A 23,961-nucleotide genomic window follows, 5' to 3' on the forward strand; every position below is an offset into this window, starting at 1 on the left:
CAGGGCACGCTGGGCGATCAGGTGGAAGCCAGCCCTCAACGCGTTCGCGATCACCTTCGCGGACCGGTTCGAGAGAACCACTCACTGAAACCGCCAAGGCCCCGCACACCGTTTAACTGACAGTCCCACCCGAAATGGCTGTGGGCGGAGGTAGCTGTACCCGAGATGGCTGTGGGCGGAGGTAGCTGTACCCGAGATGGCTGTGGGCGGAGGTATCTGTACCCGAGATGGCTGTGGGCGAGGGTATCTGTACCCGAGATGGCTGTGGGCGAGGGTATCTGTACCCGAGACGAATGGGGTGGCGGGGAGAATGGGCGCATGTGGATCGCGTGGATCGAGTTCGACATCCTCCTCGGGGACGTGCACACGCTCAAGGAGAAGCGCGCGATCGTGCGTCCGCTCGTGGGCGAGCTGCGGCGGCGATTCGACGTCTCGGCCGCAGAGGTTGGCGCGCAGGAGCTCTATCGCCGGGCCGAACTCGGCGCGGTGCTCGTCACGGCGGACCGGACCCACGCGGTCGAGGTGCTCGACGCCGTCGAACGTTTTGTCGCCGGCCGCCCGGAGCTGGACCTTCTGAGCGCCCGCCGCCGGGAGCTCCGCAGCGACGACTGACCAGGCAGGTCTGGACCCTGGCGCGCCGGTCAGGGCGCGAGCGACGACTGACCAGGCAGGTCTGGACCCTGGCGCGCCGGTCAGGGCGCGAGCGACGACTGACTGAGCGGGTCTGGGCCCGCCCGCACGGGCCACGGCGCACGGATCCCAGCGCGCCGGGCGACCGCGCACGGATCCCAGCGCACGGGTCAGAACGGAAACGCCCCGCCCTTCGGACTTCGCTCCCCGCTGGCGCAGGGGGCAGGATCCGAAGGGCGGGGCGATCCCGCTACGCCGAGAGAGCTCAGCCGAAGTGCTTCGGCAGCGTCCCCTCGTGCGCCTCGCGCAGCTCGGCGATCGGCAGGTCGAAGAGGCCCTGGACCTCGAGCGCGGTGGCCAGGACATCGACGACGCCGAGGCGCACCACCGGGAACTGGCGGGCGGTGGCCATGTCGTTGAAGCGCACCTCCTCGGAGCGCGGGACGGCGACGACGGCGCGTGCCTGCGACTCCGAGAACAGCGCCGTGAACGCATCCACGCCGTCGCGCGCGCACAGGTCGTCGAGCGCAATGCGCGCCCCGACGCCGAAGCGGAGGACCATCTCGGACAGGGCCGCGGCGAGGCCGCCCTCGGAAAGGTCGTGGGCCGAGTCGATCATGCCGTCGCGCGAGGCGTTGATGAGGATCGCGCCGAGCGTCTTCTCCGCCTCGAGGTCGAGCTTCGGCGGCAGGCCCCCGAGGTGCCCGCGCAGGTTCGCGAACTCTGAGCCGTCCAGCTCGTCGCGCGTGGTGCCGAGGAGGTAGATCGCTTGGCCGTCCGCGTTCTGTTGCCAGCCCGAGGGCGTGCGGCGATCGACGTCGTCGAACTTGCCCAGGACGCCGACCACCGGGGTGGGGTGGATCGCCGTGGTGCCTGTCTGGTTGTAGAGCGAGACGTTGCCGCCCGTCACCGGGATGCCCAGCGTCTGGCACGCGTCGGCGAGGCCGCGCACGGCCTCCGCGAACTGCCACATGACCTCGGGGTCCTCGGGGGAGCCGAAGTTGAGGCAGTCGGTCACGGCCATCGGCACGGCGCCGGACGTCGCGACGTTCCGGTACGACTCCGCGAGCGCGAGCTGCGCGCCGGTGTAGGGGTCGAGGTACGCGTAGCGGCCGTTCGCGTCCGTCGAGATCGCGACGCCGAGCCCGGTCTCCTCGTCGACGCGAATCACGCCGGCGTCGTCGGGGGACGCGAGGGCCGTGTTGCCGCCCACGTAGTGGTCGTACTGCTTCGTGACCCACGACTTGTCGCACATGTTCGGCGACGCCATGAGCTCAAGCACGGCGGCCCTGAGCTGGTCGCCGGCCGCGGGCAGGTCCGCGCCGGCGTGCGACGCGCGGAAGCCGTCCGCCTGGACCTGATCGAGCCACTCGGGCCGGTTGAACGGGCGGTTGTAGACCGGGCCCTCGTGCGCGACGGTCCGGGGGTCGACGTCGACGATCGTCGCGCCTTCCCACGTGATGACGAGCCGGCCCGAATCCGTGACCTCGCCGAGCCACGAGAACTCGACGTTCCACTTCTCCATGACCTTCTCGAACTCGGCCACGTTCTCCGGCGTCACGACCGCCATCATGCGTTCCTGCGACTCGGACATGAGGATCTCGCCCGGCGTCAGGGTCGGGTCGCGGAGCAGGACGTTCGTGAGCTCGACGCGCATGCCGCCCTCGCCGTTCGAGGCGAGCTCCGACGTCGCGCACGAAATGCCGGCGGCGCCGAGGTCCTGGATGCCCTCGACGAGCGAGTGCTTGAAGAGCTCGAGGCAGCACTCGATGAGCACCTTCTCCGCGAACGGGTCGCCGACCTGGACGGCGGGGCGCTTCGAGGGCTTCGAGTCGTCGAAGGACTCGGAAGCCAGAACAGAGGCCCCGCCGATCCCGTCGCCGCCCGTGCGCGCGCCGAACAGCACCACGCGGTTCCCCACGCCGGACGCGTTCGCGAGGCGCAGGTCCTCGTGGCGGAGGACGCCGACGGCGAGTGCGTTCACGAGGGGGTTGGCCTGGTACACGGAGTCGAATACGACCTCGCCGCCGATGTTCGGCAGGCCGAGCGAGTTGCCGTAGCCGCCGATGCCCGAGACGATGCCGTGCACGAGGCGGGCCGTGTCCGGGTGGTCGATCGCGCCGAAGCGCAGCGGGTCCATGACGGCCACGGGGCGCGCACCCATCGAGATGATGTCGCGCACGATGCCACCGATGCCGGTCGCGGCGCCCTGGTACGGCTCGACGAACGAGGGGTGGTTGTGGGACTCGACCTTGAACGTGACGGCCCAGCCGTCGCCGAGGTCGGTCACACCGGCGTTCTCGCCGATGCCCACCATCATGTCCTTCTTCATCTCGTCCGTGAGCTTCTCGCCGAACTGGCGGAGGTGCACCTTCGAGGACTTGTAGGAGCAGTGCTCGCTCCACATGACCGAGTACATCGCGAGCTCGGCGGCGGTGGGCCGGCGGTCGAGGAGCTTGACGATCTCCTCGAACTCGTTCTGCTTGAGGCCCAGCTCGGCCCAGGGCAGTTCGACGTCCGGGGTCCCCGCGGCGTGCTCGACGGTGTCGATGTTGAACTTCTGCACAGTTGTCTCGCTCACTTTGCCTCTCCCACGAGCTGGCTGAGGACGGACGCGAAGAAGCCGAGGCCGTCGGTGCTGTAGTGTCCGTCGGCGCCGAGGGGGCCGAAACCAGGCTCGACGGCGTGCTCGGGGTGCGGCATGAGGCCCACGACGTTGCCCGCCGAGTTGGTGATGCCGGCGATCCCGCGGCGCGAGCCGTTCGGGTTCCAGCCGACATAGCGGAACGCGACGCGGCCCTCGGCCTCGAGCTCGTCGAGCGTCTTCTCGTCCGCGACGTACTGGCCGTCCTGGTTCTTGAGGACGATCGTGATCTCCTGGCCGTCCGCGTACTGGTTGGTCCACGCGGTGCGGTTGTTCTCGACCCGGAGCGTCTGGTCGCGGCAGATGAACTTGAGGTGGTCGTTCTTGACCATCGACCCCGGCAGGAGGTGAGCCTCGGTGAGGATCTGGAATCCATTGCAGATGCCGAGCACGGGCAGCTTGTCGATCGAGTTCGCGGCGTCGACGATCTTCGCCATGAGCGGCGCGAACCGCGCGATCGCGCCCGCGCGCAGGTAGTCGCCGTAGGAGAAGCCGCCGGGGATGACGACGGCGTCGACGCCACGGAGCGCAGCGGGATCCGTGTCCGCGTGCCACAGCGGGACGGGGGTCGCGCCCGCAAGCCGCACGGCCCGCGCGGCGTCGCGGTCGTCGAGCGTGCCGGGGAACGTGACGACGCCGATCTTGGCATCCGTCAGCGGCGCGGTCTCGGATCCGCCGAGGTCCGCAATGAGAGGGGTTTCGCTCATGCTCAGACCGCCTCGGGGGCGCCCGCGACGTCCTCCGACGCCGTCTCGTCGAGGACCTCGACGTTGACCACATCTTCGATCACGGGGTTGGAGAGCATCGTCGCGGCGGCGTTGCGGGCCTGCTCGAGGATCTCCTCGGTCACCTCGCCGTCCACGGTCAGCTCGAAGCGCTTGCCCTGGCGAACACCGCTGAAGGCCGTGAAGCCGAGCCGCGGAAGGGCACCCACGATCGCCTTCCCCTGGGGGTCGAGAATCTCGGGTTTCGGCATGACATCGACAACGATCCGGGGCATCGAGGAGGCTCCTGTGCTTGAGGGTGAGTGGGCAAGCCACTGGGAGTGCCCCGTCACGCCGAGCGCGGGACAGTGAACTCCGCGAGCTTGCAGCCCCGATTCTACCGGAGGGGCCCCAGACCGCCGGAATCCCGGAGCTAATCTTGGGTCCGTGACGTTCGATCCCGATTCCCGCTGCCCCTGCGGCACCGGCGAGACCTATGGTTCGTGCTGCGGCCGCTTCCATGCCGGCGGGGCCGCACCGACCGCGGAGGCCCTCATGCGCTCGCGGTTCAGCGCGTTCGCGCTCGCCCCCGAACCCGGCATGGCGGACTACCTTCTCGCCACGTGGCATCCGTCGACCCGGCCGGCCACGCTGGAACTCGACGACGGCACGCGGTGGCGACGCCTCGCCGTCGTCCGCGTCGAGGCGGGCGGTCCGTTCGACGGCGCAGGGATTGTCGAGTTCGCCGCCCATTACACGGACGACGGCGGGCGGGGAGTCATGCGGGAGACCTCGCGTTTTGTGCGCGAGGACGGGCGTTGGCTCTACGTCGAGGCCGTCTAGCCGGATAGCCGGGTCCAGCGACCCCGTCAGGGGAGGAGCGACGCCAAGGGGGCGATCGCCGTCGTCAGTCGTTCGCGCAGCACCGCAGCCTCGGACGCGAAGCCGCGCTGGAGCTCGACGTACTCTGCCTTCCCGGCGGGCGTCTCGATGCGGATGGGGGAGTAGCCCCAGTCGCTGAGGTCGTAGGGCGAGGCCTGCATGTCCATCTCGCGGATGCGCTGGGCGAGCTCGAAGCAGTCCATGAGCAGCTCGCCGGGCACCGCAGCCCCGAGCTTGTACGCCCACTTGTAGAGGTCCATGTTCGCGTGCAGGCAGCCGGGCTGTTCGAGGTGTCGCTGCGTCTCGCGCGTGGGCTGGAGCTCGTTGCGGGGCGCGGCGTCCGGCGTGTAGAAGCGGAACGCGTCGAAGTGCGTGCACCGGATCCGGCTCTCCTCGACCACGCGGTCGGTCCCCTCAGCGCCGAGCCGAAGCGGGAGGTACTCGTGCCGGATCCCGAACTTCTCCGAGTGGTACGCCATGGCCCATTCGTGCAGTCCGAAGCAGCCGAACTGCGCGGGCCGCTGAGCCGTTCCGCTCAGGATGACGCGGCTGAAGCGCACGGTCTCCTCGCGCTCGGCGACGTACCCCTCCGCATCGAGGACGACGGCGGGCGTCCTCTCCCGCACGCCCGCGGCCTCGCGCTCGGCGTCCGTGAGCGCGCGGTAGTGCTTCCAGCCGAGCCGCTCCGCAGCGCCGTCGCCCGCGAGCGCGACGCCCGCGCCTGGGTGCCAGCGCCCAAGCTGCCCCGGCTTGTGGGTGTAGTACGTGAACAGGAAGTCCTCGACCGGGTGCTTCTTCCGCGCGTTCCGCCGCGCGACGAACGGCTCGGCGAATCGCGCGGCCCGTTCGGCGTGGGCCTGGGCGCGCGGCAGCCACTCGTCCTCGTGGAGGACGACGGCGGGGGCGACCGGAGCGGGCAAAGGCACCACTCCATTATCCTCGCCCGCCGAGTTCCCCAACTTTTGCGCCTTGTTCACCAGCTTTAAGCTTCAATCCGCGGCGGGTTGCTGGAATTCACCGGCAGGTCGCGCCGTCGTCGTCTCTAAAGCTGGGGAAGTTGGGAACGTCGCTGGGGAAGTCGGCCGCGGGACCGTGCCGTCGAGGCCCCGGCTCGCCTGCGCCGCGCCGATGAGTTTCATCATGGACTGGTGCAGCTCCTCGGCGTCCTCGCGCGAGATGTTGAGCCGGGACATCATCGTCACGGGCACAGCGAGCGCCCGGTTGCGCAGCTCGCGCCCCGCCGGAGTGAGTGCGACGTCGAGGGCACGCTCGTCCCCGGCCTTCCGCGCGCGCGTCACGAGCCCGGACTCCTCGAGCCGCTTGAGGAGCGGCGTCACGGTCGCGGGCTCGAGCAGCAGCGCTTCGCTGATGTCGCGCACGGTGCGCGGGCTCCGCTCCCAGAGCGCGAGCATCACGAGGTACTGCGGATGCGTGAGTCCCATGGGCTCCAGCACGGGGCGGTAGGCCGCCACGACGCTCCGGCTCGCGACGCTCAGGGCGAAGCACAGCTGGCGTTCGAGGAGGAGATCGTCCGTGGGCGTATCGGTCTCGGGGGGCAGCATGCGTCTCCATTAATTAGTGCACTAACAATCAGGGTACTATGTGATGAGTACCCATTCCGAACGGACCCAAGCACCCGAAGGACAGGACATGGCTCAGGAGAACTTCGTCCAACGGTTCATGCGCGCCACCGGTCGCCTCCGCGCCGTCTTCGGCCCCGCCCATCGCGGCACCACCGTCGGCGAGATGACGGAGCAGAGCAAGGCCGTCCTCGCCCAGCGCGAAGCCGAGGCCCAGCAGTGGGAGACGATCACGCGCGCCGACGGCAGCACGTACGTGGTCCCGAAGGATCCCACGGACCGCTCCCTGCGCTGAGCGAGCCGAAAACGCCTCCGTCCGGCCTGAGCCCTGCGTCACACCGGGCGTAAAATGGCGCAAAGCGGGAGGGGGTGATGACATGCCCGATTCGCGGAAGCATCCCGAGGCTCCGGTGCAGAAGACCGGCGAGCACGAGCACAGTGTCCTGGGCAAGTTCATGGACGCGACGGAGCGCGCGGCGAAGATTCTCGTCTTCCCGCATCGCGGAGACATCAGCGCCCCCGTGGTCCACAAGCACGACGAATACGAAGAGGCATCCGAGGAAGAGCTGCGGACCTTCGAGGTCGAGACGGATTCCGAAGGCCACCACTATGCCGTCCGGAAGTCCGACGAGGAGCGCTGAGCAAGAGGCTCAGACGTGAACGGACGACGGCGGGTGCGCGCCCGCCGTCGTCCGTTCAGCGATTCAAGGGGAACCCGGGCACTCGCGGCGCCCGGGGTCGAGCCTCGGGGTCAGCGGCCGGTGCCGCCGTACACGGTGGCCTCGATCTCGGCGTCGAGGTTGAACGCCGTGTGGATCGCGCGGACCGCGGCGTCGAGCAGGTCGGCGCGGGTCACCACGGAGATGCGGATCTCCGAGGTCGAGATCATGTCGATGTTGATGCCCGCGTCGGAGAGCGCCTTGAAGAACGTGGCGGAGACGCCGGGGTGGGAGCGCATGCCCGCGCCGATGAGCGAGAGTTTGCCGATCTCGGCGTTGTACTCGATGTCCTCGAAGCCGATCTCCGGCTGGGCCGCCCGGAGGGCGTTCAGCGCGCTCGCGCCCTCGATGATCGGGAGCGTGAAGGAGATGTCCGTCTTGCCGCGCCCGAATGTCGAGACGTTCTGGACGATCATGTCGATGTTCGAGTTCGCCTTCGCGATGACCTGGAAGATCGCGGCCGCCTTGCCCGGGATGTCGGGGACGCCGACCACGGTGACCTTGGCCTCTGATCGGTCGTGCGCGACGCCGGAGATGATGGGCTGTTCCAAGGCGACTCCCTCGTTGATCGTGATCTTGTCTTCCGGGGCGGGCAGGACCCACGTCCCCTCGCGGTGGCTGAACGAGGACCGCACGTGGAGCGGAACCCCGAAGCGGCGCGCGTACTCGACGCAGCGCAGGTGGAGGATTTTCGCGCCGGACGCGGCGAGCTCGAGCATCTCCTCGCTCGAGATCGTCTCGATCTTGCGCGCGGACGGCACCACGCGCGGATCGGCGGTGTAGACGCCGTCCACGTCGGTGTAGATCTCGCAGACGTCGGCCTCGAGGGCCGCAGCGAGCGCGACCGCGGTCGTGTCCGAGCCACCGCGCCCCAGCGTCGTGATGTCGTGGCTCTCGTGGCTCACGCCCTGGAAGCCCGCGACGATCGCGATGTTGCCCTTGTCGAGCGAGGTCCTGATGCGGTGCGGGTCGACCTCGATGATGCGTGCCTTGCCGTGCGTGCCGTCCGTGATCATGCCGGCCTGCGAGCCCGTGAACGACTGCGCCCTGTGCCCCAGCTCGTCGATGGCCATCGCGAGGAGCGCCATGGACATGCGCTCGCCGGCCGAGAGGAGCATGTCCATCTCGCGGGCAGGGGCGCTGTCGGTGATCTGCGCGGCGAGGTCCAGGAGCTCGTCAGTGGTGTCACCCATCGCGGAGACCACGACGACGACCTCGTGGCCAGCCTCGTGGTAGTCCACGACGCGCTGCGCGACCCGCTTGACGCCCGCCGCGTCGGCGACCGAGGACCCGCCGAACTTCTGGACGACGAGTTGCTTGGCGGGCAGCACAGGAGGAAGCGACATACGGGCACACTCACTGGGACGTAGGGGAGCGGAGATTCGCTGCAATTCTATCGGCAGGCCTCTTCGAGCTTCACAGTGTGACGGTTAGGCTGGCGCGCGCCCTGCCGCTGCCGTCGGTCAGCGGGCGAGCTGCGGATAGTGCCGCCGAGCCGTCTCCGGGTGGGCGCGGAGCCAGCCCTTGAGGACGTTCGCGCCGTAGGAGGCGAGCATCGGGTTCGTGGGGTCGTCGGAGACGCCGCGGGCCTCCGCGGCAAGGTCCGCCGGGAGCTCGACCTTGTCGATCACCGCGTCGAGGCGCGGCGACCAGAAGAACGGCACCGAGTAGCGGTCCACGCCCGCGGGCGGCGCCGTGACTCGGTGGATGGTGGCCATGAGGTAACCGTCGGTCGCGACCTCGAGCATCTCGCCGAGGTTCACCACGAGCGCGCCGGGCGTCGGCGGGACGTCGATCCACTCGGACTGCCCGTACGGCTTGACCTCGAGGCCGCCCACGGAGTCCTGGAGGAGCAGTGTCACGAAGCCGTAGTCAGCGTGGGCGCCCACGCCCTGGTCGCCGGCCTCGGGCACCAAGCCGCCGCCCACATAGTGCACGAGCTTGCCCATCCACGCGGGCGTACCGGAGAACGCGCGGTCGAAGTGGTCCTCGGGGAGCCCGATCGCTACCGAGATGGCGGAGAGCAGCTCGGCCCCGACGGTGGACATGAGCTCTGCCCAGCCCATCGCGGCCTTTTCGAGCTCGGGGAAGCGCGCTGGCCACTGGTTGTGGCCTTGAAGCCCGAGGTAGGGCTGGTCTGCGGGAACGTCGTCGAGCGGTTCGCGGTCGGGCCCGTAGTCGATCTGCTCGCGCGAGTCCGCGCGCCCCTGCGTGACCTCCGTGCCGAGCCGGGTGTAGCCGCGGAACTGGGCTGAGGTCCGATTGTCGAGGGCCAGGCGGTCCTCGAGCGGGAGGCGGAAGAACTCGGCGACGGTGTCGAGGAGTTCTTGGTCCTGTCCGGGCCGGCCGCCGTAGCCGACCACCTGAAAGAAGCCGACGTTGTGCGCGGCATCGCGGAGGGCGTCGAGGAACTGGGGGGTGAACTTGCCGTCGCGGCCCCTCGCGGTGGCGAGGTCGAGAACGGGGACCGATGTGCGTGGTGTGCTCATAGGTCCAGCATGCTCCGGCCGCCGGTGGGAGCGTAATGTTTTGTCACAACGTCAGCCGATCGCGCTGCGCCGTCCCTCGAACGCGCGGCCCAACGTGATCTCGTCGGCATATTCGAGGTCGCCGCCCACGGGCAGCCCCGAGGCGAGCCGCGTGACCTTGATGCCGATGCTCTGCAGCATCCGCGCGAGATAGGTGGACGTGGCCTCGCCCTCGAGGTTCGGGTTGGTGGCGATGATGACCTCGGTCACGGCGTCGTCGTTGAGGCGGCCGAGGAGCTCGCGGATGCGCAGCTGGTCCGGCCCGATTCCCGCGATGGGGTTGATGGCACCGCCGAGCACGTGGTAGCGGCCGCGGTAGGCGCGCGTGCGCTCGACCGCGACCACGTCCTTGGATTCTTCGACAACGCAGATGACGCTCGGGTCGCGGCGCGAGTCCCGGCAGATCGAGCACGTCTCCTGCTCGGAGACGTTGCCGCAGATCTGGCAGAACTTCACGCGCTCCTTGACGACGGTGATTGCGGCCACGAGCCGCTTCATATCGTCGGCGTCCGCTTCGAGGATGTGGAAGGCGAGGCGCTGGGCCGACTTGGGCCCGATGCCGGGGAGTCTCCCGAGCTCGTCGATTAGGTCTTGGACTGCGCCTTCATACACCCCACTACGCTACCGCCTGCGCCGGCTTCAACTGCGTCAGCCAACGTCAGCGAGGCGGGATCACCGTGCCGTCGTGGGCGCGCTCCTCGACGAGCTTGCCGCCGAGGATCCGTTCGACGGCGGCGCGGCCGAAGAGCCCCGAATCCTCGACCGTCTCGTCGTCCGCGCTCGGGATGTCCTCCACCACGGGGCGCGCCTGGGCCGGGGCGGGTGCACTCACCGGTTGGCCTACGCCGCGTTCTTGGGCAGCGCGCTGCGAGAGCCGCTGGTACATGCTGAGCGGCTTCCCGCCGGTGGGGGCTGGGCCCGGCTCGCCGTGGGCCGATGCGGGTGGCTGGCTCGGCGCTGCCGTCTGCCGGTCTTGCGAAGCGGGACGCGCGGGCGGCTGGGCCGCGGCGGGCGCGTACGACGGCGACGACGGCTCGGGCGCGGACGTTGCCTCAGGGAGCGCAGCGTCTTGCGATTCGGTCGGCATGTTCGGCTCTGAGCCCACGGTCCAGACGCCGGGCGCGGACTCCCGGGCGTAGGCCCATGGATCGTTGGTCGTCTTGCCGGAACCGGACTCGCCGGCGTCCGGTCCGCCGGAATCCGGCCTGCGTGCCCCCGGACGGCCCGTCGGTTCGCTCGAGGTGCTGCCGGCTGCGTCCGGCGACGCCGGGCCTCGCGAAGGCGCGGGCGACGGGATGGACTGCGGCTGCCCGCCGCGGCTCGGCGACGGGCTCCGCCAGCCCTCGTCCTCGGGGAGCGGCTCGTCCCAGTCGGCGGGCGGCTCATCGTCGCCGTAGGGGATGTCGGCATACGGGTCCGACGGCCCAGTGCTCGCGGGGACCGCCGGCGTTCGTTCCGGGGCTGCCGCAGGCCGGGTCGCGGTGCGTCGTTCCGTCGCTGGCGGTGGCGCGGATGGTCCAGCCGCAGGGCCCTGGCCGGCGGTGCCGTCAGGGGAGGCAGGCCGTGCTCCGAGTCGATCCTGCTCGGGGCGAGGCTGTGCTGTGCCCGTCCGGTCGGCGTTCGCCTCGCCGGCGCTCGCCTCGTCTCCAGAGTTCAGCCCAGTGGTGCTCTGCCCTGTGTTGCCCTGCCCAGCGGACCGCTGCCCAGCGGTCCGCTGCTCAGTGGTGTTCTGGCCAGCGGTGTCCGGCCCAGGGGTGCCCTGTTCGGCCTTGCTCTGTCCGACCGATGCGGGCGGGGCGGAAGCCAGCCCCCAGGCGATGTCCGCTGCGGACGGCGCGGCGGGCTCGCGGGGAGCCGCCTGTGCGGGGTTGGCTGCCAGTGCGGGGCGGCCAGGGTCGGATGGAGCGCTGAACTCTGCGGGCTGCGGCGCCGCAGACTGTGGTGCGGCGGGCTGTCGTGCGGCGCTTTCGGGCGCGGCGGGCTGTCGTGCGGCGTTTTCGGGCGCGGCAGAGCGCGGGGTCGGTTCAGCCGGCGCTTTTGGGCCGGACTCAGCCCCTCTCGCGGCGGCGGGAGACGGGCCGTTGCCGCCGGTCGTCGCGTCGATCTGGACGTCGGCGCCCAGCACCTTCTGGACGGCGCGGCGGACGTTGTCCGAGTGGTCGCCCCGCGAGAACGAGCCGGCGGAGCCCGAATTCGCGAATGCCAGCGTGAGCGTCCGCCCGTCGAAGCCAGCGACGTTGGCGTTCTGGCTGACGAGAATCCACGTGAGGCGCTTGATGCTCGCGAGGGCCTCGAGAACCTCGGGCCACGCGCGGCGGAACATCTCGACGCTCCCCGACCCGCCTGAGTTCGCGCCACTCGGAGCGGACGGGGACCGAGTGGCGGGCCCGGTGGCAGTGGGCGCGGCGGCTGAAGGAGGAGCCGCGGCGGCAGACCGGGCGGCCGGGGCAGCCGGCTGGGGAGCCGAAGGCGAAGCCTCAGACGCCTCCGGGGCGGCGGCCGACACCGGCGGTGCGGACCTCACGTTCGCGCCGGCAGAAGCGCTTCCCGGACGGGTGTCCTCGGGGCCTGCCTCGCGAGGGGCGGGCTCAGGCCGTGCTGTCGCTTCTTGACGGGTCGTCTCGGCCTCACCCGACGGCGCGGAGGAGGCCACGGACGGCTCGATGGGCTTGGCCGACACCCCGGATTCAGTGCTCTGGGCAGCGCGCTCCGGTGCGGGCTCCGCCGCGGGCTTCTCTGACCCGGGGCTCGCCACGACGCCCGAAGGCGTGGCCCGAACCGTCCCCGCGGTTGCCTCGACAGGCTCGCCGAAGGCCATCCGCCGCTCGAGCCGGTCGAGGCGCGCGGCGAGGCCCTGGTCGCCGTCGGCCGCGGGGAGCATGAGACGCGCGCAGAGCAGTTCAAGGTGGAGCCGCGGTGACGTAGCGCCCGTCATCTCGTTGAAAGCCGCGTTAGTGACGTCCGCAGCGCGCGAGAGCTCGGACGCCCCGATCGCCTGGGCCTGGGTGCGCATCCGGCCAAGCTGGTCAGCCGGAACCCCGCGCAGGATCGACTCCGCCGCGTCCGGTAGGGCGCGCACGATGATGAGGTCGCGGAACCGTTCGAGCAGGTCCTCGACGAAGCGGCGCGGATCGTGGCCGGTCTGGATCACGCGGTCCACGGCGCGGAAGACGGTGGCGGAATCGCCTGCAGCCACGGCGTCCACCACGTCGTCGAGCAGCGCGGCGTGCGTGTAGCCCAGGAGGGCGACCGCGAGCTCGTAGTCGATCCCCTGAGTCCCTGCGCCCGCCATGAGCTGGTCCAGCACGGAGAGCGAGTCGCGTACCGAACCTCCGCCGGCGCGCACCACGAGGGAGAGCACGCCGGGCTCTACTGGCACCTGCTCGGCCGCGCACAGCTGTTCGAGGTACGCCATGAGCGGCTCGGGCGGCACGAGGCGGAACGGATAGTGATGGGTGCGCGAGCGGATGGTGCCGATGACCTTGTCCGGCTCCGTCGTCGCGAAGATGAACTTGATGTGCTCCGGGGGCTCCTCGACGATCTTGAGGAGCGCGTTGAACCCGGCCGACGTGACCATGTGGGCCTCGTCGATGATGAAGATCTTGTAGCGGTCGCGCACGGGGGCGAACGTCGCCCGCTCGCGGAGGTCCCGCGCGTCATCCACGCCGCCGTGGCTCGCCGCGTCGATCTCGATGACGTCGAGCGAGCCGACGCCGCCCCGCGCGAGCTCGACGCAACTTGGGCACACGCCGCAGGGTTCGGGCGTGGGGCCCTTCTCGCAGTTGAGGCAGCGCGCCAGGATGCGGGCCGACGTCGTCTTGCCGCAGCCCCGGGGCCCGGAGAAGAGGTAGGCATGGTTGACGCGATCCTTGCGGAGCGCGGTCATGAGTGGTTCGGTGACATGCTCCTGCCCGATCACGTCCTGGAACGTGTCCGGTCGATACCGGCGATAGAGGGCAGTCGGAGAACTCACAGAGGAAACCCTACCAATCTGGACCGACACCCTGAGCGGGTTATCCACAGGTATGAAAAGGCCCCTCATGCACCCGCCAGAGCCCACTTACCCTTGCTACCTTCCGGTCCTGGGGGAGTTCAGCAGGATGACGCCACATGAGGGGCTGGGTTCCATCTTAGCGGAGTTCAACCCATGGCTCGAACCGGCGCTGCGCCCGGGGGGGTCAGCTCCCCGATGTCGGGCTCGGGCTCGGTGTGGTGCTCGGGCTCGGCGCGGTGCTAGGAGCCGGGGTCGCGGACTTGGGCTTCGCAGGTGCCTTCTGGATGGCCTCGGCCAGCTTCTGGACGGCCGCACCATACGTGCCGTTGAGGGCGTTGTTCTTGATCGTCTGCGCGTCGGTCACCTCTTGGGAGCCGGACGCGCCGGCGAGCGTCCAGAGGTCCTGGCGCAGCTTCTCGGGGAGCCTGCGGAACGCGCCCGGGTAGCGGTTGACGAGCGCGCGGGCCGCGTTCTGCGCATGCTGGCCGTACGTGCTCTGCCCGTCCTGGCGAATGATGACGGCGAGGGCCCGCCGCAAGGCTGTCCGCGCCGGGTGCGCCTTGGCCGAAGACGCCGACGGCGCCGGCGACGCAGACGACGCCGCAGCGGGTGCCACGAGCGCTGCCGGCTGGGCGACGTCGGCCTGCGCCGGTCCGCTGTCTGCCGCGGTGACGTCCGAGCTGAGCTCGTCGAGGGAGGTCAGGCTCGCGAGAGACTCGTCGCTTCCAGCCGTGTCCGCGGCCGCGCTCGCAGGACCCTGCGCGTTCTGGGCCTGGAGGGCGACGGCGATGCCTCCGCCCGCGAGCAGCGCCGCGGCGAGTGCCGAGGCAGCCCCGGCAGCAACGCGGCGTCCCATGCGCTTCCGCCGGGGAGTGGCCCACGGAGTCTCGGTCGTGTTCTGGTCCATGGTCGGTCCTTTCACTCTGTTGCCAACGGGAACCTGTTCCACAAGGGGAACTTGTCCCAGTCGGAATGTGCCTTGTCGAGAATGTGCCCTGACGGGAATGTGCTCTGGTTCGGCCGGCCCGCCGCCGGCCCATGACTTGATGCTCCCAACGCACCGCAAGGACTGTGTTCGGCCCATGTTCGAGGAATGTAAAGTCCCTCGGCGGGGGGCCAGCACACGGGGTGAGGGCCGCCGTCGTGCGCTTGAATGGTGACGTGGAGAACTCGGGCGAGGGGCGCGGACTGGTGCTCGTGGTCGAGGACGAGCACGCCATCGCGGACCTCGAGCGGCTCTACCTCGCGCGGGCAGGCTTCGGCGTGCACGTGGAGCGCGACGGCACGATGGCCCTTGCTCGGATTCGGCAGCTCCGGCCGGTTGCGGTCGTTCTCGATGTGGGTCTCCCGGGCCTCGACGGGGTCGAGATCTGCCGCCGCCTCCGCGAGGAGGACGACTGGACGCCTGTCCTCTTCGTCACAGCCCGCGACGACGAGGTGGACCGCGTCCTGGGCCTCGAGCTCGGAGCCGACGACTACCTCACCAAGCCGTTCTCCCCGCGTGAGCTCGTGGCGCGAGTGCGCAGCGTGCTCCGCCGCGCCGCCGGGCCGCAGGCGCCGCGGGTCCTGAGCGTTGGGCGGGTGCGGCTGGACCTCGGCCGCCGCTCGGCAGAGGCAGACGGCGAGCCCGTGCAACTGACCGCGATGGAGTTCGACCTCCTTGCCCACCTCATGTCCCAGCCCGGTCGCGTGTTCAGCCGCGAGCAGCTCCTCTCCGCGGTGTGGGGGCAGGCCGACTACGCGGGCGGGCGCACGGTCGACGTCCACGTCGCGCAGCTCCGCGCCAAGCTGGGTGACGCGAGCCCCCTGCGCACCTCGCGCGGCGTCGGCTACAGTGCGACCGCAGACGGGCCGGCAAGCACATGATGCGCTGGATGCGTTCGCTCTATGCTCGGGTCACGCTCGTGACGGCAGCCGTCGCTGCCGTCGCGACACTCGTCGCGGGCCTCGTGGGGGCCCAGCTCATCCGGGCCGCCGCCGTCGACCAGGCGCGCGTGAGCCTCGCGCGGCAGGCCCAGGCGCTCAGTGCGTCCGGCTCTGTGACGGACCTCGCGTCGCTCCGGGAGCTCGCCGTGGGCGAATCGGGCCGAATCGCGCTCGTTCAGACGGACGGGAGCGTGACGGGCGCGGGCCGGCGCTTCGTGAGCCAGACAGCCGTCAACAAGGTCCTTGCGAAGCAGTCCTTCTCGCAGACCGAGACCGTGAGCGGGACGCTGGTCGTGGTCGAGGCGCGGCCGCTGGCCTCCGGAGGGGGGCTTGTGCTCGTCGAGCCCGTGTCCGCTGTCAATCAGGCCGCGGGACCGCTCGTCACGCGGCTTCTCTGGGCCCTCGCGCTCGGCTTCGCGTGTGCCGTGATCGGGGGCGCGCTCGTGGCGCGGTGGGTCGCGAAGCCGCTCGAGCGGGTCGCGGCGGCGGCGCGGCGGCTCGCGGGTGGCGAGCGCGGCGTGGCGGTCGACGGCGGTGGCCCTACCGAGGTCATGCAGGTCTCCGGTGCGCTTGAGGCGCTCGACGCCTCGCTCGCGGCGAGCGAGGGGCGGCAGCGCGAGTTCCTGCTTTCCGTCTCGCACGAGATGCGTACGCCGCTCACGGCGCTGCGCGGCTATGCGGAGGCGTTGGCCGACGGCGTGGTCCCCGCCGAGGAGGTGGCCCGTGTCGGTCGGACCTTGGGCGCCGAGACCGAGCGGCTCGACCACTTCGTGCGCGACTTGCTCGAGCTCGCGCGGCTCGAGGCGGACGATTTCCGCGTCGACTTCCAGAGCGTCGACGTCTCCGAGATCCTGCCAGCGGTCGTGGCGGCGTGGCGGGGTGTCTGGGAGCCCGCGGGCGTCGCCGCGAGGGCCGACGTCGGGGGGCCGCTTCTCGTGGTGACCGACGCACGGCGCCTGCGCCAGCTCCTCGACGGGCTCGTCGAGAACGCGCTCCGGGTCGCGCCCGCGGGGGCGCCCGTGGTGCTGTCCGGACGTCAGGACGGCCCCGCCGTCGTCCTCGAAGTTCGCGACGGCGGCCCCGGGCTCAGCGACGACGATCTGGCCCACGCGTTCGAACGTGGGGCGCTGCACGCCCGCTATGCGGGGGAGCGGCCTGTGGGGACTGGGCTCGGGCTCTCGATCGCGCACCGCCTCGCGGGCCGGCTCGGCGCCGTGCTGACCGCGGGGCGGGCGCCCGAGGGCGGCGCGTGCTTCTCGCTTCGGCTTCCCGCGCAGGCAGAGGTGGCTCCGGCTCCCGTCGGCCCGGGTCCGCAAGGAGCCCAGCCGGGGACCCGGTGAACGCGGACGGCTCCGGGCGCCGGCTTGCGCGCGGCCGCCCACGATTCGGAGCATGCGCGAACCTCGGGTATTCTAGAGTCTGCTCTGCACGAGCCCGGCCCTTCTGGGCCGGCGTGAAGCGGGCAATGGAGGATTCGCCTAGCGGCCTATGGCGCACGCCTGGAACGCGTGTTGGGTTCACGCCCTCGGGGGTTCAAATCCCCCATCCTCCGCGTTGCGAACGCCCCCGGTCTGAGGACCGGGGGCGTTCTGTTTATGCACTCTTCACGGCGAGGAAGCGACTCCGGTTGGCGGGAAGCGACTTCGGTCCCTCTTAAGCCCGTGTTCGCCCGAGGGTCACTTCCCGGTGGAAGCGTAGATCGGGTTGACGAGCACAGGCCCGGGAAGAGACTTCGGGCCCCCGGCTGCGGTGACCACCTGTGAGGTTCCTGCGAACCTGCGATACGCGGGACGTTCGGCCTAGCGGCGCGGATCCGTGGCGACGAACAATAGTAGCCTCCGGGCGAAAACCCGCACATGCAATTGATTGGGGGATCGGACGTGGAGCGTTCGACGAATTCCGAAGATTGGCTTGACCGGCGCCGGCTCATTGTGGGTCTGGCTGCGGGATTCGGCACGGCCGTGTTCGCCGTTGCCGCGGCCCCGGCCTACGCAGACCCCCTCGCGACCGACACGGTGCATGCGGACCCCAACGCGGTGCTCTCCTTCGAACGCTCCGACGTCAGCTCGATTCCCGCTGGCAATCATTCGGGACCTGTCGTTGTCGCGTCCGCGGACCTCCCCCGGCCCACCGAGGGCAAGCTGTACGCCCCGCTCGAGACGCTCGTCCCGACGTCGCCGTTCGGCTACAGGATCAACCCCATGACCGGCCTGCCGGGCGAGTTCCACTGGGGACAGGACTTCGCAGGCGCGGCCGGCACGCGGGTCTACTCGGCCGACGCCGGCGTGGTGCGGGCCGCGGGCTGGCATCCCTGGGGTGGCGGGAACCGGGTCGAGATCGACCATGGAAACGGCCTCGTGACGACGTACAACCACATGCAGGCCATCGCTGTGAAGGCGGGCGACTCCGTTTCGGTCAGCCAAGTGGTGGGCCTGATCGGCCAGACGGGCTCGGCGACCGGGCCGCACCTGCATTTCGAGACGCATCTGAACAAGGTCTACAAGGACCCCACGCTGTGGGAGTACATCCCGATCAAGCAGACGTCCCCGGTCGGGAAGCTCACGCTCACGGACTACTCGCCCGCGAACGGCCAGACCCCGGCCACCGAGAATTGGGACGTTCCCGGCCAGGCAGACGCTCCGGCTCCCGGCGAGACGGTCACGCCAGCCCCGGCTCCGGCACCGACGCCGGCCCCGCCGGGCCCGGCGGCACCCACCACGTCGAGCTCGAGCCCGAGCTCGACGGCGAGCAAACCGTCGAGCACACCGTCGCCGAGTTCGACGCCGTCGCCCTCGCCGACCCCGTCGAGCAAGCCGTCCCCGACGCCGACCCCGACCCCGACCCCGACGTCAACCCCGACCCCGTCTCCCGCTGCAACGGCATCGCCGTCGCCCACGCCGTCCTCCACGGCCACGGCGTCCCCCTCGGCATCGCCCACCGTGAAGCCCGCGTCCTCGCCGAGCGCGTCGCCTAGCCCCACCCCTAGCCCCACGAGCACGGCCGCTAACCACTAAGGCTGCCGGCGACGGCGGGGTGAGCCGCCGCTACGCCGCCCAGGCGCGGGCGACGGCGCCGATCGCCTCCGCGTAGACCTCGGCCCAGTCGGCGCCCGGGTCCAGACATGCGAGCTCGAGGCTCACGAGTCCGTGCACCTGGCCCCAGATGACGAACACGGCCGTGTTCAGCGATGCCTCGCGCAGTTCGCCCGAGTGCTGCCCGGCCGCGATGGCCTCGCGCAGCGGTGCCATCGACGCGTCCGCGATCTCGGGCGTCGGGGCGACCGCGCTCCGTTCTCCCGGCCGCCCCGCGGAACCGAACATCAAGCGGTACAGCGCCGGGTGGGCGAGCGCCCACTCACGATAGGCGAATCCGAGAGCCCGCAGGCCGCCGTCGGCCGCTGCCCGCTGGGACCGTGCGAATGACGTGAAGCCGCTGTCCACCACCGCAGTGAGGAGCTCGGCCTTGCCGCCGAAGAGCGAGTAGACGGCAGTCGTAGACGTGCCCGCCCCGGCGGCGACCTCGCGGAGCGTCACGCGGGCCGGACCCTCGCGGTCCACGAGCTCGGCGGCAACGTCGAGGAGGCGGATTCGGACAGCATCGTCGTGCACAACAGGTCTTGCCATGCCTGTCAGCTTATCGTAACGTCGTTACGTAACACCGTTTCAAAACTCGGAAAAGGACATGCCATGAACCAGGAAGTCTTCCCGGGACGGTTCACCGCCGGGCTCGATCGCGACGTGACGGTGTTTCTCATCGGCATGCGGGCCAACCGCTGGTGGAAGATTGGGACGGTCATGCGCGTGGCCGCCGCGATGCCGCGCATGCTCCGGTATCTCGCGACCACGCCAGACGCGGGGATGCTCGGCTACCACCAGTGGCTGGGACGGACCACGGTCCTCGTGAGCTACTGGCGCAGCCCCGAGCACCTCATGCGCTTCGCTGCGAACCGCGACGCGCCCCACCTCGGTCCGTGGCGCGACTTCATGAAGACGGTCGCGGGGACGGGCAGCGTCGGTGTGTGGCATGAGACCTACGTGATCCCAGCCTCGGGCGTGGAGGCCGTCTACAACGGCATGCCGGTCTTCGGCCTCGCGAAGGCGACGGCCCATGTGCCGGTCGAGCACGGACTCAACACCGCCCGCCAGCGCTGGGCCCACGCGGGAGGCGCCGCACGCGGCGCCCGGGCCGCGAACTAGCGCGCGCCGAGCAGCGCGTTCCGCCACTCGCGCAGGAAGGCCAGCCCGGCGTCGTCGTGAATCACCTCGGCGCCGAGCTCCAGATAGCCGGCCGTGAGGATCTCGTACGGCTTCTCCGGCACGCCGTCCTCGGGGCGCACGTCCACGTGCTTGACCGGGTGATCGTTGTGGTGGAGCCAATCGGCCATGGCGTAGTCGGTGCGGGAATCGCCCATCGTGAACCAGGCCTGCGGCACTATGCCATCCCGACGCAGGAGCTCGCAGGCCCGGCTCGCGCCGAGGTCCTTGCCCAGTCGGACCGACTCGATGTCGGTCGAAATGATCGTGGGGTCGATGCGGAAGTCGACCGAGTCGTCGTTCCCGGGCACATGGTGATCGAGGCGCACGGCACCGAGGCCCCGCCGCGACATCGCGGCCATCGCGTCCGCGTCGAAGTGCTCCTGGACCTCGCGGTACGCCACGTTGGCCACCTCGACGTGCTGTTCAACGGAGACCATGGCCCGTTTCGTCTCGTCGAAGAACATGTACTCGGAGTAGTCCGCGGCCACGAGCTCGCGGATGTCGTTCGCGAAGTCGCCCGGGACGGCGAGGTCGTGGTCCACGTGCACTGGCCCCGCCCCGGCGGCCGTGAACGAGAACCACGTGGCGCCCTTCTCACAGATCGCGTGGAGCTGGAGGCCGTCCGGCATGCCCGCGGCCATCATCGGGGCCATGACCTGCCGGGCGATGAATGTGTCGGACCGACCGGTATTGAACACGACCGGGATCCCGGCAGCGCCGAGCTCGAGCAGGAGGCTGATGATCTCCGGCTGAACCGTGCGGCTCACGGGGCTCGCGATCGGGCCGTCGACGTCGAGGAGCAGGGCGTACGGGGGTCGGGTCTCCATGCGGCCCATTCTGTCAGCCACGCAGGCTGGCGGTGCCTTGCATGACGCGCACGTGCCGGAAAAGCCGGCCACCACCCGGGCGTCGATGATGCCGCCCGCGTAACCGTTCGGCCACAATCCGCGCGCCGCCGCCAGTCGGCATGACGGCCGGCGCGCCCTTGTTTACGCTAGTCGCGTGATCTTCAAAGCAGTGGGGGACGGGCGCCCCTACCCGGACCATGGGTACACCACGCCCAAGGATTGGGCCGCGCTCCCGCCCCGCGCGGTTCGGCTCGACGAGCTCGTCACCACGAAGCGCACCCTCGATCTCGAGGCGCTCCTCGCGGAGGATTCGACGTTCTTCGGCGATCTGTTCCCCCACGTCGTGCAGTACAAGGGTGTGCTGTATCTCGAGGACGGCCTCCACAGGGCCCTCCGGACGGCGCTTCACCAGCGCACAGCCATCCACGCCCGCGTCCTGGACCTCGACGACTGACTCGAGGCCGCGGATGAGCCACAAGCCCCGGGACCCATTGGTCTATCACGGGCACCGAGTCGTCGACGGGGACCAGCTGCGCTCGCAGTTCGAGCCCGATCCCGACGAGTTCAGGACTCCCGGTCGCCTGCGGCGTCGGATCGTCCACGGCATCATGCTTGTGCTCCTTGTCGGCATCGTCGTGGCCGGTGCGGGCGGGGCATGGGCCGTCCTCACCGGGCGCCTAGTGATCCCCCAGCCCGGGGCCTCGTCCGTGCCGACGCTCGGCTGCCCGGCCGCCACCTTCGACTATTCGCCGCCCGACACCGTGCACGTGAACGTGTTCAATGCGACGGGCAAGGAGGGTCTGGCCAAGACGGTTGCCGACCAGCTCGCGCAGCGGAAGTTCGTGACGGGCACGGTCGACAACTCGCGGGCGAGCGGCTCGCCCACAGCGATCATCGTCGCGGGTCCCGCGGGGGAGAGCGCGGCCTTCACTGTCCAGCGCCAGCTCGCGGGGAGCATCTTCCGGCCCGACGCGCGGGGCGACGCAACTGTGGATCTGATCCTCCTGCCCTCGTTCAAGGAGCTGAAGGACCCCGGGATCGTGGACCAGACGCCCGGCACGCTCCTGTGCGAGGGCTCGACTCCCAGCCCGCTCGTGCCGGTGACGCCGGCGCAATAGGCCGGGGGCGCCGTCGTCCGTCAGCCGCGGACCGGGCGCCCGGACTCGTCGAAGCGGGCGCCGACGCCGCGCTGGATGAAGCGGACGGTCGCCTCGGTGTGTTCCTGCGACGCGGCCGGGTCGGGTTCCTTGCGCCCGCGGTCGGCGCTCGCGGCGAGGGAGCCGAGCACGAGTTGGGCGAGCTCCTCCAGATCGGCGCGCGGGATGTAGCCCTGGTCCATGCAGGCGCGGAGGATGCCGCGCAGCACGGCGTTGAGCTCGCCGACATGGTCGCCCAGCTTCGCGAACGACGACGGCGACAGCACCGCGCGCATCGCTGGTCCCGGCGGGAGGTGGCGGCGCGACAGGTCTTCGACCTGGGCTCGCACATACACCGCCAGGCGGTCGACGGGATTGTCGAGGGCGGCGAGACCATCCTTGAGTTCGGTCAGGAAGCGGCCCGTCTCGTCGAGGGCGTAGCCGATGAGGAGTTCCTCGAGGTCCGCGTAGTAGTTGTAGACCGCTGTCCGGCCGATCCCGGCCTGCCGTGCGACGTCGGTCATGGTGAGCCCGGGCAGGCCGCGGGTGAACAGGAGTTCGCCGAACGCGTCGAGGATGCGGCGCTGTGTGAGGGCACGCTGTGCGGCGTTCGACTCGGCCTGAATGCGGGGCATACCCACATTTTAGGTCAAAGTGTCACCAAAGGTCCTCCGGCCGCCACGCGTGTGCGCGAGACGGAGATGAGGGAGTCTGTGGCTAGGCCGTTCTGCGGGCCTTGAGCACGGCGTCCCTCAGGATGGCCTTCTGTCCGTCGGGGCCGGTGGCTTCACGGCCCTCCGACGTGCCGGCCTCGACCGCCCAGGCGTCGGACGTAAGGCCCAGCGCGAAGGCGAGCTCTTCGGCAGTGGGGAGCTCGGTGTGCTCGTGCCCGTGCCGGTGCTGCGCCCAGGGCGGGAACTCCGCGTGTCCCACCACGAGCAGCAGGCCACCGGGCGCCACGACGCGCGCGGCCGCCGCAAGGACCCGCTCGCGCGGCAATTCGAGGGGCGAGTGCAGGAACTGCGCGGACACGAGGTCGTACTCGCCGTCGGGCTCCCAATCCGCGAGGTCGCGGTGCAGCCAGATGATCCGCTCCGAGAGGCCCGCCTCACGTGCGTGCCGCGCGGCGCGGTCGAGGGCGACGGCGGATATGTCCACCCCGGTCACGGTCCAGCCCCGCTCGGCGAGCCAGAGGGCATCGGCGCCTTCGCCGCACCCGAGGTCGAGCGCGCGCCCCGGCGCGACCGTCTCGATCTCGCGCACGAGGACCGCGTTCGGCTTGCCGCTCCAGACCTGGTCGCGCTCGCTGTACAGCCCGTCCCAGAACTCCGAGGCCGGCCCCGTCTCATCGCTGTGCATGCTCCACACCTAGCGGCGCGGGCCAGCGCGCGCAAGCCCCGGAGTGCGCAAACCCTTGGGCGCGCAAGCCCCGGGGCGCGCGAACCTTCGCGGGCTCCGGCAACTTGCAAGCGCCGGTCTACCGCGGGATCTCGACGTACAGGGGGCGTCCGTGCAGGCGCCGCGCGAGCGGGCCGCGGCGCACCGTGTGCGGGCGGTACCGGTGTCCGAAGGGGTCGACGGCGACCGTCGGCCCGGTCGCGTCGGCGACCCTCCGGTCCACGGCGCCGAGACCGAACGCCCGCTGCGTCTGGTTCTCGGTGATGACGAGCCACGGCTGCTCATCGTCCGGCTCTTCGAGGACGAGCTCCTCGAACAGGGACTCGAGGAACGCCGCCATCGTGCTCGGGTAGACGCGCAGGAGGCGGTGCAGCTCGGGGTGATGGTGCTGGTCGCGGGTGAACTGCTGGCGCAGCGAATGGAACTCGACGGACCCGAGGGCGCGCCCCAGCGTGACCTTCCCGTCCCCGTCGGACTCGAGGTGGAAGTACTGCCCCTCGCGGTTCAGGACGCACCGCGTCGACTCGGGCTGCTGGCCGGACGCGATGAGCGACGCGAGGTCGCCGTAGCGGCGGAACACCCCCGCGTCGTCGAGGACGACCACAGGTGCCGTGCTCGCAATCGTGCTCATGTCTGTCCTCCTGAAACCGGGCTGCCTTGACGAGCCCCCCGCCAAGTGACGAGGGACCGCAGAACCATGACAGCACCGGCGCGGC

The 23,961-nt window shown here is 70.5% G+C and carries 25 protein-coding genes, 1 tRNA gene and 1 other RNA gene; 11 read left to right on the top strand and 16 right to left on the bottom strand.

Annotation, left to right across the window (positions count from 1 at the left end):
• The first annotated feature begins 318 nt into the window (after positions 1 to 318).
• Entirely contained in the window at positions 319 to 612 is a 294-nt protein-coding gene (locus tag E6A26_RS05935; RefSeq protein ID WP_136610286.1) for a DUF503 domain-containing protein, read from the top strand.
• 283 nt (positions 613 to 895) lie between these two features.
• Here the strand turns inward: E6A26_RS05935 and purL are convergent, their stop codons facing one another.
• Genes purL through purS form a run of 3 tightly spaced genes read right to left on the bottom strand, consistent with a single transcriptional unit; the run spans position 896 to position 4,274 of the window.
• Positions 896 to 3,211: a phosphoribosylformylglycinamidine synthase subunit PurL gene (gene purL, locus E6A26_RS05940; RefSeq protein ID WP_136610287.1), complete on the bottom strand. Its 2,316-nt coding sequence runs from the start codon at positions 3,209 to 3,211 to the stop codon at positions 896 to 898.
• The gene (gene purQ / locus E6A26_RS05945; protein WP_136610288.1) at positions 3,208 to 3,981 is read right to left on the bottom strand and encodes a phosphoribosylformylglycinamidine synthase subunit PurQ; all 774 of its coding nucleotides are present in this window, start codon (positions 3,979 to 3,981) and stop codon (positions 3,208 to 3,210) included. The genes purL and purQ overlap by 4 nt, the downstream gene beginning before the upstream one ends.
• Positions 3,982 to 3,983: 2 nt before the next feature.
• Complete coding sequence (purS, locus tag E6A26_RS05950) at positions 3,984 to 4,274, bottom strand: phosphoribosylformylglycinamidine synthase subunit PurS (RefSeq protein ID WP_136610289.1); 291 nt, start codon at positions 4,272 to 4,274, stop codon at positions 3,984 to 3,986.
• A gap of 151 nt (positions 4,275 to 4,425) precedes the next feature.
• On the opposite strand from purS, the gene E6A26_RS05955 reads away from it, so the two are divergent.
• Complete coding sequence (locus tag E6A26_RS05955; protein WP_136610290.1) at positions 4,426 to 4,821, top strand: YchJ family protein; 396 nt, start codon at positions 4,426 to 4,428, stop codon at positions 4,819 to 4,821.
• Positions 4,822 to 4,847: 26 nt separating this feature from the next.
• On the opposite strand, the gene E6A26_RS05960 is transcribed toward E6A26_RS05955, so the two are convergent.
• On the bottom strand, positions 4,848 to 5,786 hold the full coding sequence (locus tag E6A26_RS05960; RefSeq protein WP_407695369.1) for a 3-methyladenine DNA glycosylase: 939 nt from the start codon (positions 5,784 to 5,786) through the stop codon (positions 4,848 to 4,850).
• A 63-nt stretch (positions 5,787 to 5,849) separates the two neighbouring features.
• The gene (locus tag E6A26_RS05965) at positions 5,850 to 6,422 is read right to left on the bottom strand and encodes a MarR family winged helix-turn-helix transcriptional regulator (protein WP_136610291.1); all 573 of its coding nucleotides are present in this window, start codon (positions 6,420 to 6,422) and stop codon (positions 5,850 to 5,852) included.
• Positions 6,423 to 6,510: 88 nt separating this feature from the next.
• On the opposite strand from E6A26_RS05965, the gene E6A26_RS05970 reads away from it, so the two are divergent.
• Together E6A26_RS05970 and E6A26_RS05975 are read left to right on the top strand one after the other, a co-directional pair.
• A complete protein-coding gene (locus E6A26_RS05970) occupies positions 6,511 to 6,735 on the top strand; it encodes a hypothetical protein (protein WP_136610292.1) in 225 nt (74 codons plus the stop codon).
• A 160-nt stretch (positions 6,736 to 6,895) separates the two neighbouring features.
• On the top strand, positions 6,896 to 7,081 hold the full coding sequence (locus E6A26_RS05975) for a hypothetical protein (RefSeq protein WP_136610494.1): 186 nt from the start codon (positions 6,896 to 6,898) through the stop codon (positions 7,079 to 7,081).
• A 110-nt stretch (positions 7,082 to 7,191) separates the two neighbouring features.
• On the opposite strand, the gene E6A26_RS05980 is transcribed toward E6A26_RS05975, so the two are convergent.
• The 6 genes from E6A26_RS05980 to E6A26_RS06005 form a co-directional block, all read right to left on the bottom strand.
• A complete protein-coding gene (locus E6A26_RS05980; RefSeq protein WP_136610293.1) occupies positions 7,192 to 8,505 on the bottom strand; it encodes an aspartate kinase in 1,314 nt (437 codons plus the stop codon).
• A gap of 117 nt (positions 8,506 to 8,622) precedes the next feature.
• Positions 8,623 to 9,648 (bottom strand): isopenicillin N synthase family dioxygenase, encoded by a 1,026-nt coding sequence (locus E6A26_RS05985; protein WP_136610294.1) that lies wholly within the window; start codon positions 9,646 to 9,648, stop codon positions 8,623 to 8,625.
• Positions 9,649 to 9,699: 51 nt separating this feature from the next.
• Positions 9,700 to 10,299, bottom strand: a complete 600-nt coding sequence (recR, locus tag E6A26_RS05990) for a recombination mediator RecR (protein WP_136610295.1) — start codon at positions 10,297 to 10,299, stop codon at positions 9,700 to 9,702.
• Between the two features lie 46 nt (positions 10,300 to 10,345).
• Entirely contained in the window at positions 10,346 to 13,660 is a 3,315-nt protein-coding gene (locus E6A26_RS05995) for a DNA polymerase III subunit gamma and tau (protein ID WP_136610296.1), read from the bottom strand.
• A gap of 53 nt (positions 13,661 to 13,713) precedes the next feature.
• An RNA gene (gene ffs / locus E6A26_RS06000) (signal recognition particle sRNA small type) lies at positions 13,714 to 13,810 on the bottom strand.
• Between the two features lie 55 nt (positions 13,811 to 13,865).
• On the bottom strand, positions 13,866 to 14,588 hold the full coding sequence (locus E6A26_RS06005) for a hypothetical protein (RefSeq protein WP_136610297.1): 723 nt from the start codon (positions 14,586 to 14,588) through the stop codon (positions 13,866 to 13,868).
• A gap of 254 nt (positions 14,589 to 14,842) precedes the next feature.
• On the opposite strand from E6A26_RS06005, the gene E6A26_RS06010 reads away from it, so the two are divergent.
• The 4 genes from E6A26_RS06010 (at position 14,843) to E6A26_RS06025 (ending at position 18,621) form a co-directional block, all read left to right on the top strand.
• A complete protein-coding gene (locus tag E6A26_RS06010) occupies positions 14,843 to 15,547 on the top strand; it encodes a response regulator transcription factor (RefSeq protein WP_136610298.1) in 705 nt (234 codons plus the stop codon).
• An 8-nt stretch (positions 15,548 to 15,555) separates the two neighbouring features.
• Positions 15,556 to 16,947 (top strand): sensor histidine kinase, encoded by a 1,392-nt coding sequence (locus E6A26_RS06015; RefSeq protein WP_211128976.1) that lies wholly within the window; start codon positions 15,556 to 15,558, stop codon positions 16,945 to 16,947.
• Positions 16,948 to 17,074: 127 nt separating this feature from the next.
• A tRNA-Ser gene (locus E6A26_RS06020) sits at positions 17,075 to 17,159 on the top strand.
• 328 nt (positions 17,160 to 17,487) lie between these two features.
• Complete coding sequence (locus E6A26_RS06025; RefSeq protein WP_168928680.1) at positions 17,488 to 18,621, top strand: M23 family metallopeptidase; 1,134 nt, start codon at positions 17,488 to 17,490, stop codon at positions 18,619 to 18,621.
• A 30-nt stretch (positions 18,622 to 18,651) separates the two neighbouring features.
• Here the strand turns inward: E6A26_RS06025 and E6A26_RS06030 are convergent, their stop codons facing one another.
• On the bottom strand, positions 18,652 to 19,230 hold the full coding sequence (locus tag E6A26_RS06030) for a TetR/AcrR family transcriptional regulator (RefSeq protein ID WP_136610301.1): 579 nt from the start codon (positions 19,228 to 19,230) through the stop codon (positions 18,652 to 18,654).
• Between the two features lie 63 nt (positions 19,231 to 19,293).
• Here E6A26_RS06030 and E6A26_RS06035 point away from each other — a divergent pair, with 63 nt between their 5' ends.
• Positions 19,294 to 19,803, top strand: coding sequence for a DUF4188 domain-containing protein (locus E6A26_RS06035; protein WP_136610302.1), 510 nt, complete (start codon positions 19,294 to 19,296; stop codon positions 19,801 to 19,803).
• On the opposite strand, the gene E6A26_RS06040 is transcribed toward E6A26_RS06035, so the two are convergent.
• Positions 19,800 to 20,699 (bottom strand): Cof-type HAD-IIB family hydrolase, encoded by a 900-nt coding sequence (locus E6A26_RS06040; protein WP_136610495.1) that lies wholly within the window; start codon positions 20,697 to 20,699, stop codon positions 19,800 to 19,802. The genes E6A26_RS06035 and E6A26_RS06040 overlap by 4 nt on opposite strands.
• Positions 20,700 to 20,865: 166 nt before the next feature.
• Here E6A26_RS06040 and E6A26_RS06045 point away from each other — a divergent pair, with 166 nt between their 5' ends.
• Together E6A26_RS06045 and E6A26_RS06050 are read left to right on the top strand one after the other, a co-directional pair.
• The gene (locus E6A26_RS06045) at positions 20,866 to 21,165 is read left to right on the top strand and encodes a type II toxin-antitoxin system VapB family antitoxin (protein ID WP_136610303.1); all 300 of its coding nucleotides are present in this window, start codon (positions 20,866 to 20,868) and stop codon (positions 21,163 to 21,165) included.
• A 13-nt stretch (positions 21,166 to 21,178) separates the two neighbouring features.
• The gene (locus tag E6A26_RS06050; RefSeq protein WP_136610304.1) at positions 21,179 to 21,829 is read left to right on the top strand and encodes a LytR C-terminal domain-containing protein; all 651 of its coding nucleotides are present in this window, start codon (positions 21,179 to 21,181) and stop codon (positions 21,827 to 21,829) included.
• Positions 21,830 to 21,849: 20 nt separating this feature from the next.
• On the opposite strand, the gene E6A26_RS06055 is transcribed toward E6A26_RS06050, so the two are convergent.
• The 3 genes from E6A26_RS06055 to E6A26_RS06065 all read right to left on the bottom strand — a co-directional run bounded on the left by E6A26_RS06055 (position 21,850) and on the right by E6A26_RS06065 (position 23,876).
• The gene (locus tag E6A26_RS06055) at positions 21,850 to 22,482 is read right to left on the bottom strand and encodes a TetR/AcrR family transcriptional regulator (protein WP_136610305.1); all 633 of its coding nucleotides are present in this window, start codon (positions 22,480 to 22,482) and stop codon (positions 21,850 to 21,852) included.
• Between the two features lie 82 nt (positions 22,483 to 22,564).
• Positions 22,565 to 23,206 (bottom strand): SAM-dependent methyltransferase, encoded by a 642-nt coding sequence (locus E6A26_RS06060; protein ID WP_136610306.1) that lies wholly within the window; start codon positions 23,204 to 23,206, stop codon positions 22,565 to 22,567.
• A gap of 118 nt (positions 23,207 to 23,324) precedes the next feature.
• Entirely contained in the window at positions 23,325 to 23,876 is a 552-nt protein-coding gene (locus E6A26_RS06065) for a hypothetical protein (protein WP_136610307.1), read from the bottom strand.
• Between the last annotated feature and the right edge of the window lie 85 nt (positions 23,877 to 23,961).

This window comes from Sinomonas albida (genome assembly GCF_004919045.1).
Taxonomy (GTDB): Bacteria; Actinomycetota; Actinomycetes; order Actinomycetales; family Micrococcaceae; genus Sinomonas; species Sinomonas albida.

Bases quoted from the DNA above. Each gene is read 5' to 3' on its own strand.
- E6A26_RS06055 (WP_136610305.1), bottom strand. From the start codon at position 22,482: ATGCCCCGCATTCAGGCCGAGTCGAACGCCGCACAGCGTGCCCTCACA.
- E6A26_RS05935 (WP_136610286.1), top strand. From the start codon at position 319: ATGTGGATCGCGTGGATCGAGTTCGACATCCTCCTCGGGGACGTGCAC.
- E6A26_RS05975 (WP_136610494.1), top strand. From the start codon at position 6,896: ATGGACGCGACGGAGCGCGCGGCGAAGATTCTCGTCTTCCCGCATCGC.
- purS (WP_136610289.1), bottom strand. From the start codon at position 4,274: ATGCCCCGGATCGTTGTCGATGTCATGCCGAAACCCGAGATTCTCGAC.
- E6A26_RS06050 (WP_136610304.1), top strand. From the start codon at position 21,179: ATGAGCCACAAGCCCCGGGACCCATTGGTCTATCACGGGCACCGAGTC.
- E6A26_RS05985 (WP_136610294.1), bottom strand. From the start codon at position 9,648: ATGAGCACACCACGCACATCGGTCCCCGTTCTCGACCTCGCCACCGCG.
- E6A26_RS06015 (WP_211128976.1), top strand. From the start codon at position 15,556: ATGCGTTCGCTCTATGCTCGGGTCACGCTCGTGACGGCAGCCGTCGCT.
- E6A26_RS06060 (WP_136610306.1), bottom strand. From the start codon at position 23,206: ATGCACAGCGATGAGACGGGGCCGGCCTCGGAGTTCTGGGACGGGCTG.
- E6A26_RS06005 (WP_136610297.1), bottom strand. From the start codon at position 14,588: ATGGACCAGAACACGACCGAGACTCCGTGGGCCACTCCCCGGCGGAAG.
- E6A26_RS06035 (WP_136610302.1), top strand. From the start codon at position 19,294: ATGAACCAGGAAGTCTTCCCGGGACGGTTCACCGCCGGGCTCGATCGC.
- E6A26_RS06065 (WP_136610307.1), bottom strand. From the start codon at position 23,876: ATGAGCACGATTGCGAGCACGGCACCTGTGGTCGTCCTCGACGACGCG.
- E6A26_RS05980 (WP_136610293.1), bottom strand. From the start codon at position 8,505: ATGTCGCTTCCTCCTGTGCTGCCCGCCAAGCAACTCGTCGTCCAGAAG.
- E6A26_RS05965 (WP_136610291.1), bottom strand. From the start codon at position 6,422: ATGCTGCCCCCCGAGACCGATACGCCCACGGACGATCTCCTCCTCGAA.
- E6A26_RS06040 (WP_136610495.1), bottom strand. From the start codon at position 20,699: ATGGGCCGCATGGAGACCCGACCCCCGTACGCCCTGCTCCTCGACGTC.
- E6A26_RS05970 (WP_136610292.1), top strand. From the start codon at position 6,511: ATGGCTCAGGAGAACTTCGTCCAACGGTTCATGCGCGCCACCGGTCGC.
- E6A26_RS06030 (WP_136610301.1), bottom strand. From the start codon at position 19,230: ATGGCAAGACCTGTTGTGCACGACGATGCTGTCCGAATCCGCCTCCTC.
- purQ (WP_136610288.1), bottom strand. From the start codon at position 3,981: ATGAGCGAAACCCCTCTCATTGCGGACCTCGGCGGATCCGAGACCGCG.